Source organism: Inquilinus sp. (assembly GCF_057815775.1).
The window spans coordinates 1-7,802 of sequence record NZ_JBYRFX010000101.1 but is presented as its reverse complement, the minus strand read 5'-3'; the positions used below and the strand labels follow the sequence as shown (position 1 = coordinate 7,802).

Genomic DNA, 7,802 nt, shown 5'->3' with positions numbered 1-7,802 from the left:
GCCCCGACCAGGGCACCCATACCCGCTGAATTGCCGACATTGCCGTGGAGCAGGGCGGCGCCGCCTCCCCCGAGGCTCGCCCCTGTCGTCGTTGCCGCCACAACGGCTAGGCCGCCATTCCGGTACGCCCCCGACAGCCCTGCCACGACCTGATTCTGGCACGCCTTCAAGTCCGCCTCATAGCGAGCGCCACCATCACGGGAGGCTGCAGGGTCGATGTCGGGCCGGTAATGGTAGACGCTGCACGCAGAAAGAAGAGCCGACACGATCGCGATCGGCGCGATCGGGCTGAAGCCCGGGAATAGCGCGGCGCAGACCCGTTGCGAGACAATTCGACCCTGCCGTCGCACGATATCCCCCGAAAAGTGTCAGCATCCATATGCCATAAATTGAGCAATTTCTCCATATTCAATTTAACTGAAGCGCACAAGCCTGCAGGACACAATTGCGATCGCTTCTTAATTGCGCTAGCCATTGCGGATGAATGTTGGCCGACAGATGGGCTGGGCGGAGCCGCGACGCGCCGATCCGGTCTTCAGCCGGGCAGAACCGGCATGATCGAGATCCTGCGCCCGATCTTCACCGGCGACCTGGCCCATTGCGCCGATGCCATGGTGCTGCCGGACGACGAACGCCCGGCGCTGCCCGGGCGGAGCCTGCTCGATCCGGCGACGATCGACAGCGTTCTCGATGTCTATGCGGCCCGATATCCGGGCGCCGATCGACGGGCCGTCGCATCGTTCTGGTCGCAATGGTATTTCGCCCGGCTGTTGCCGCCGGTCATGGCGGCCAGCCTGCTGCTGGGCCGCAGCTTCCCGGTCGCCCTGTCGGAGATCGCGGTGATCCTGGCGCCGGAGGGGCACCCGATCGCCTTCCGCATCGCCGATGACGGAAGGCCGGCCGCGGAAGCCGACGCCTTCGATCGCTTCGACCGGCTGCTGCGCGACCACATCGAGCCCTTCATCGCCGCCTGGGCCGTCCACACCCGCGTGGCGCCGCGCCTGTACTGGAGCAATGCGGCGGTTTATCTCGACTGGATCCTGGGCGAAATCGCGGTCCACCCGCTGGCGGACCCGCCGCTGATGGCGGAGGCCGCCGGGCTGGTCCGCAGCCGGGAACGGCCGGACGGCAGGCCCAATCCGCTGTTCGAGCCGATCCACGATGTCGAGGCAGAGGGCGAGGTGCAGCGCTGGCGCCGGCTGTGCTGCCTGCGCTACCGCCTGCCGGAGGTCGCCGAATGCGGCACCTGCCCGCACCTGCGGGCGCGTCTGCGGAAAGCGGCGGCCTGATCCGGCCGCTTGGAAAGGTGCTTGAATAAGACTACAGTCCACGACCAACAGAAGCTGGATCCCTGGCGTGGACGAACCCCTCTCGCATCCGATGACCGGCGGCATGGGCCAGCTGGCCATCCGCATCCGGCTGGCCCGGCAGCTGCGCAGCCTGACCTTGAAGCAGCTGGCCGACAAGGTCGGCTGTTCGGAAAGCCTGCTGTCGAAGTTCGAGAACGGCCGCAACGTGCCGTCCCTGCCGATGCTGCACCGGATGGCCCAGGTGCTGGAGACCAATATCGGCTGGATGTTCGAGGACACGCCGGCGGATGAGGGCATCGTCTTCCGCGCCGGCGCCCGCCCCATGATCACGCTGGACCCGCTGCGCCGGGGCGAGGGCATCTCGCTGGAACGGGTCATCCCCTACAGCGCCGGCCACCTGCTGCAATGCAACATCCATCACATCGAGGTCGGCGGCCGCAGCGCCGGGCCGATCGAACATGACGGCGAGGAGGTCGGCTACGTCCTGGCAGGCCGGGTCGAGCTGGAGATCGAGGGCAAGCCTTACCAGCTCGCGAAAGGGGACAGCTTCGTCTTCGCCTCCCGCCTGCCGCATGGCTATCGCAACGCGGGCGACGAGCCGGCCAGCATCTTCTGGGTCAACACGCCGCCGACCTTCTGATCCGGGAGCGCCATTCAAGTAACTTGACTAATAATCCATTGTCTTGAATTCTGCGCCACGACCACGGGACATCAGAAGCCCAAGGATCGACGGACTGCCCGCCGCCATCGCGGCCGGGGACAAACAGGCAGGAGGCTACAATGACGGGATTCCGATTCCATCGGCTTGGCGCGCTTTTGGCCGGTGTGGCGGTGATGGCCGCCGCATCGCAGGCGCAGGCCCAGACGATCGCGCTGGTGACGATCAACCAGCAGGCACTGTTCTTCAACCAGATCAATGACGGTGCCCAGAAGGCCGCGGATGCGGCGGGCGCGAAGCTGGTGATCTTCAACGCCAACAATGTGCCGAGCGCGCAGAACGACGCGATCGAGACCTACATCACCCAGAAGGTCGACGGCATCGTCCTGGTGGCGATCGACGTCAACGGCGTGAAGCCGGCGATCACCGCCGCCAAGCAGGCCGGCATCCCGGTGATCGCGGTCGACGCCCAGATCCCGGATGGCGACAACACCGCCTTCGTCGGCGTCGACAACCAGAAGGCCGGCGAGGAGATCGGCAAGCACACCGCCGATTACGTGAAGGCGTCGATGGGCGGCAGCGCCAAGCTCGGCGTCATCGGCGCGCTGAACTCCTTCATCCAGAACCAGCGGCTCGACGGCTTCAAGAAGGCGCTCGGCGCCTCGGGCGTCAAGGTCGACATCGTCGACACGGTCGATGGCCAGAACGTCCAGGACGTGGCGCTGACCGCGTCCGAGAACCTGATGACCGCCAACCCCGGCATGACTGCGCTGTACGCCACCGGTGAGCCGGCGCTGATCGGCGCGGTCTCCGCCGTCACCAGCCAGGGCCGGACCGGCGACATCAAGGTGTTCGGCTGGGACCTGACCGCCCAGGCGATCGAGGGCATCGATGCCGGCTGGGTCGCCGCCGTGGTGCAGCAGGACCCGGCGACCGAGGGCAAGGTCGCGGTCGAGACCATCCTGAAGCTGAAGAAGGGTGAGACGGTGCCGCCGGTGATCAACGTGCCGGTCACGATCGTCACCAAGGCCAACGTCGACCAGTTCCGCAGCCTGTTCAAGTGATGCGTCCGGGCCTCCCCGTCAGCGGGAGGCCCCTGCGACCAGAGATGGAGGGACCGTTGGACGACAGACCCGTCCGCGTCCGCATGAGCGGTATCGGCAAGCGCTACGGCGCCATCCAGACGCTCGACAATGTCGAACTGACCCTGCGCCGCGGCGAGGTGCTGGGGCTGGTCGGCGACAACGGCGCCGGCAAGTCGACGCTGAGCAAGGTGCTGTCCGGTGCGGTGATCCCCGACACCGGCACGATCGAGATCGACGGGCAGGAGGTGCGGTTCCAGAGCCCGGCCGACGCCCGCCGGCACCATGTCGAGATGGTCTACCAGGACCTGTCGCTGTGCGACACGGTCGACGTCGCCGGCAACCTGTTCCTGGGCCGGGAACCGCGGCGCCGCGTGCTCGGCCTGCCCTTCCTCGACAAGGGCCGGATGCATGGCGAAGCCCGGCGGATGCTGGACGGGCTGGGCATCCGCATTTCCAACACCTGGCTCAAGGTCGAGAACCTGTCGGGCGGCCAGCGCCAGAGCATCGCAATCGGTCGCGCCGCCTCGTTCCAGCCTTCGGTCCTGATCATGGACGAGCCGACCGCGGCCCTGGCGGTGGCGGAGGTCGAGGCGGTGCTGGAGCTGATCCGCACGGTCAGCGCCCAGGGCGTCAGCGTCATCCTGATCACCCACCGGCTGCAGGACCTGTTCCTGGTCTGCGACCGCATCCAGGTGATGTATGAGGGCCGCAACATCGCCGAGCGGCAGATCGCGGACACCAATATCGAAGAGGTCGTCAACCTGATCGTCGGCCGCAAATTCGCCGCCCGCTCGGCCCGCATGGCCGAGGGTGCGGAGGCACGGGCATGAGCGCCACGGGGAACACCGCGATGACCGAGGATCATTCCCATCGCCCCGCAGGCGCCGCCGGCAAGGCCGACCGGCCGCCGGGGCTGCGCCACCAGGTGATGGCGAATGGCGGCGTCGCCAGCATCTTCATCTTCTTCCTGGCCGTCTGCATCCTGTTCGGCGCGGTCACCGACAGCTTCCTGACCCAGGCCAACATCCTGAACATCCTGCGGCAGAGCGCGCCGCTGCTGATCGTCGCCACGGCGATGACCTTCGTCATCACCACCGGCGGCATCGACCTGTCGGTCGGCTCGATGCTCGGCCTGATCGGCGCCCTGTCGGCGGTGGTGCTGCAGGCGGGCGTGCCCTGGCCGGTGGCGCTGGTCGGGCTGGTGCTGCTGGGCGCCCTGATCGGCGCTGTGCAGGGCTTCTTCATCGCCTATGAGGGCATTCCCGCCTTCATCGTCACCCTGGCCGGCCTGGGCATCATCCGCGGCGTGGCGCTGCTGATCACCCAGGGCTATTCGATCCCGATCGAGGCGACCAGCCCATTCGTCACCATCGGCCGCGGCTGGGTGGCGGGGCTGCCACTGCCGGCGATCATCGCCGTGCTGGTGCTGGCCCTGGGCATCCTGATCTTCACCCAGACCCGCCTCGGCCGCTATGTCACCGGCATCGGCGCCAATGCCGAGGCGGTGCGCCGCGCCGGCGTCAACATCCGGCGGACGACGCTGTTCGTCTACGTCCTGTCCGGCGCCGCCGCGGCCCTGGCCGCCGTGGTCATCGCCGCCCGGCTGGGCAGCGGTTCGGCCAATGCCGGCATGGGGTTCGAGCTCGACGTCATCGCCGCGGTGGTGCTGGGCGGCACCAGCCTGTTCGGCGGCCGCGGCACCATGATCGGCACCGTGCTGGGCGCCCTGACCGTCGCCGTGATCGGCAATGGCCTGATCCTGGCGCACATGTCGCCGTTCCTCACCCCGATCATCACAGGCGTGATCATCCTGATCGCGATCTGGCTGAACTTCCGGATCTTCCGGACCACGACCCGCCGCTGAGGCCCGCCATGACGACACTTCCCCCCATCGGCGTCCAGTCCGGCCAGGTGATGACCGTGCTGGGGCCGATCCCGGTCGCGGCCATGGGCGTGACCCTGATGCACGAGCACATCCTGCTCGACACCTCCAGCTGGTGGCGGCGGCCGTGCTGCGCCAGCCACATCGCCCTGGCCGAAAAGCCGATCGATATCACGATGATCGGCGAGCTACGGATGAACCCGTTCCTGAACCGGGACAACTGCTTCCTGCTGGACACCGATCTGGCGGTGGAGGAGCTGGGCAAGTTCGCCGAGCTGGGCGGCGCCACCGTGGTCGACCCGACCTGCCTGGGCATCGGTCGCGACCCGGAGGCGCTGCAGCGCATCAGCCGCCGCACCGGGCTGAACATCGTCATGGGCGCGGGCTATTACCTCGGCCAGTCGCACCCCGAGGAGGTGCAGGCCATGGACGCCGACACCATCGCCGAGCGGATCGTGCGCGATGTCGGCGGGGCGCCGCCGCCCGAGGATGACGACGGCCCGGTGATCCATGCCGGGCTGATCGGCGAGATCGGCGTCAGCAAGGATTTCACCGCCCAGGAGGAAAAGTCGCTGCGCGGCGCCGCCCGCGCCTCGCGCCGCACCGGCGTGCCGCTGTCGATCCACCTGCCGGGCTGGGAACGGCTGGCGCATCGCGTGCTGGATGTGATCGAGGAAGAGGGCGCGGACCTGCGGCACACCGTGCTGTGCCACATGAACCCGAGCCACGCCGACCTGCCCTACCAGCGGGCGCTGGCCGATCGCGGCGCCTTCCTGGAATACGATATGATCGGCATGGACTATTACTACGCCGATCAGAAGGCGCAGTCGCCGAGCGACGAGGAGAATGCGCGGGCGATCGTCAGCCTGATCGAGTCCGGCCATGAGGACCGGCTGCTGCTGTCGCAGGACGTGTTCCTGAAGATGATGCTGACCCGCTATGGCGGCTTCGGCTACGGCTACATCCTGAAGCATTTCGTGCCGCGGCTGCGCCGGCACGGCGTCGACCGCGCCACCATCGACCGGCTGCTGATCGACAACCCCCGGCGCGTCTTCTCCGCCGCCCACAACACCGCAACCGAGGCCTGAGACATGGCGAAGCACAAGATCCTGCTGGCGGGTGAATCCTGGGTGTCGACCGCGACCCACATCAAGGGGTTCGACCAGTTCCCGACCGTGACCTACCACCAGGGCGCCGAGCCGCTGCTGGAGGCGCTGAAGGACTCGCCCTTCGACATCCACTACATGCCGGCGCATGTGGCGCAGCGCGAGTTCCCGCAGACGATCGAGGGCCTGCAGGCCTATGACGCGGTGATCCTGTCCGACATCGGCGCCAACACGCTGCTGCTGCACCCGGACACCTGGGTCCACAGCAAGCGCACGCCGAACCGGCTGAAACTGCTGCGCGAGTACGTCCGCGGCGGCGGGGCGCTGCTGATGTTCGGCGGCTATTACAGCTTCCAGGGTATCAATGGCGGCGCCCGCTTCCACAAGACCGCGGTCGAGGAGATCCTGCCGGTCGAGATCCTGCCGGTCGACGACCGGGTCGAGGTGCCGGAAGGCTTCGACCCGAGGCTGGTGGCCGAGCACCCGATCCTCGCCGGGCTGCCGGGCCCCTGGCCGGCGCTGCTCGGCTTCAACGAGGTCAAGCCCAAGCCCGGCGCCCAGGTGCTGGCCACGGTCGGCGCGGACTATGGCGACCTGCCGCTGCTGGTGGTCGGCGAATACGGCCAGGGCCGCACCCTGGCCTGGACCTCCGACATCGGCCCGCATTGGCTGCGCCGGACTTCGCGGCCTGGGAGGGCTATGGCCGCCTGTGGTCCCAGGCCCTGTCCTGGGCGATCCGGAAGGCATGAGCGAACCCGCATGACCGTCCATGTCGTCGGCAATGCCTGCCTGGATTCGATCTACCGGCTGCACCGCTTCCCGGAACCGGGGGAGACGATCGTCGCCGCCGGGATGGCGGAGGATCTCGGCGGCAAGGGCGCCAACCAGGCCGTCGCCGCCGCCCGAATCGGCGCCCGGGTCCGGTTGCTGGCCGCGATCGGCCGCGATCAGCCGGGCGAGGCGCTGGCCGAGCGGCTGGCGGCGGAAGGCGTCGACACCGGTGGCCTGGTCCGGGTCGACAGCCCGACCGACCGGTCGATCATCCAGGTCGACGCGTCGGCCGAGAACGCGATCATCAGCGTCACCGGCTGCGCCGACCGCTTCGCGCCGCCGCAGGGCACCGATCTCGACACCGCGCTGGCGCCGGGCGACCTGCTGCTGATGCAGGGCAACCTGCGCATCACCGCGGTGCGCGACTGCTTCACCCTGGCCCGCAAGCGCGGCGTCCGCACCGTGCTCAACCCCTCGCCGATCCGCGAGCCCTATGGCGTGGTGCTGCCGCTGACCGACCTGCTGATCGTCAATGAGGGTGAGGCCTGCCGCCTGGGCAGCAACCCCGATCCGCACCGGGCCGCGGCCACGCTGCTGCGCCACGGCGTGTCGATGGTGGTCGTGACCCTCGGCGCCGGCGGCGCGTCGCTGGTGACGACCAGCGAGCGCACGGATTATCCGGCCCCGACCGTCGTCGCGGTCGACACCGCCGGCGCCGGCGACCTGCTGTGCGGCGTGCTGGTCGGGCTGCTCGACCGCGGCGTCGCGATCCAGGCCGCCTTGCCCGCCGCGGTGCGCATCGCCGCCATCGGCGTGACCCGGCCGGGCGTCTTGTCTTCCTTCCCCGATCGGGCCGAGATCGCAGCGATCCTGCCCGCATCCCTGGCCCAAGGAGGGGCCGAGCGATGACCGAGACCAAAGCCGTCGCCAATTCCCGCGGCCATGCGATCAAAGACATCTTCGGCCGGACCAAGGCGGTGATCGGCGTCG

8 protein-coding genes are annotated in these 7,802 nt (G+C 68.5%); 7 read left to right on the top strand and 1 reads right to left on the bottom strand.

Features of this window, described 5'->3' with window-relative positions; all coding sequences use genetic code 11:
* Nucleotides 1–350 (bottom strand): hypothetical protein (locus AC3XYG_RS03680; protein WP_489138458.1); only part of this gene is annotated, 350 nt, incomplete at its 3' end.
* Nucleotides 351–554: 204 nt separating this feature from the next.
* Between AC3XYG_RS03680 and fhuF the strand changes: the two genes are divergently transcribed.
* From fhuF to AC3XYG_RS03645, 7 genes are all read left to right on the top strand, one after another.
* On the top strand, nt 555–1,289 hold the full coding sequence (fhuF, locus tag AC3XYG_RS03675) for a siderophore-iron reductase FhuF (protein WP_489138457.1): 735 nt from the start codon (nt 555–557) through the stop codon (nt 1,287–1,289).
* A 67-nt stretch (nt 1,290–1,356) separates the two neighbouring features.
* Nucleotides 1,357–1,950, top strand: coding sequence for a helix-turn-helix domain-containing protein (locus AC3XYG_RS03670; protein WP_489138456.1), 594 nt, complete (start codon nt 1,357–1,359; stop codon nt 1,948–1,950).
* Between the two features lie 140 nt (nt 1,951–2,090).
* Complete coding sequence (locus tag AC3XYG_RS03665; protein WP_489138455.1) at nt 2,091–3,032, top strand: ABC transporter substrate-binding protein; 942 nt, start codon at nt 2,091–2,093, stop codon at nt 3,030–3,032.
* Nucleotides 3,033–3,088: 56 nt separating this feature from the next.
* Nucleotides 3,089–3,883, top strand: coding sequence for an ATP-binding cassette domain-containing protein (locus AC3XYG_RS03660; RefSeq protein ID WP_489138454.1), 795 nt, complete (start codon nt 3,089–3,091; stop codon nt 3,881–3,883).
* Nucleotides 3,880–4,917 (top strand): ABC transporter permease, encoded by a 1,038-nt coding sequence (locus AC3XYG_RS03655; RefSeq protein ID WP_489138453.1) that lies wholly within the window; start codon nt 3,880–3,882, stop codon nt 4,915–4,917. Before AC3XYG_RS03660 ends, AC3XYG_RS03655 begins: the two co-directional genes overlap by 4 nt.
* Nucleotides 4,918–4,925: 8 nt before the next feature.
* On the top strand, nt 4,926–6,023 hold the full coding sequence (locus AC3XYG_RS03650) for a phosphotriesterase family protein (protein ID WP_489138452.1): 1,098 nt from the start codon (nt 4,926–4,928) through the stop codon (nt 6,021–6,023).
* Between the two features lie 3 nt (nt 6,024–6,026).
* Entirely contained in the window at nt 6,027–7,721 is a 1,695-nt protein-coding gene (locus tag AC3XYG_RS03645; protein WP_489138451.1) for a PfkB family carbohydrate kinase, read from the top strand.
* The last annotated feature ends 81 nt before the right edge of the window (nt 7,722–7,802 follow it).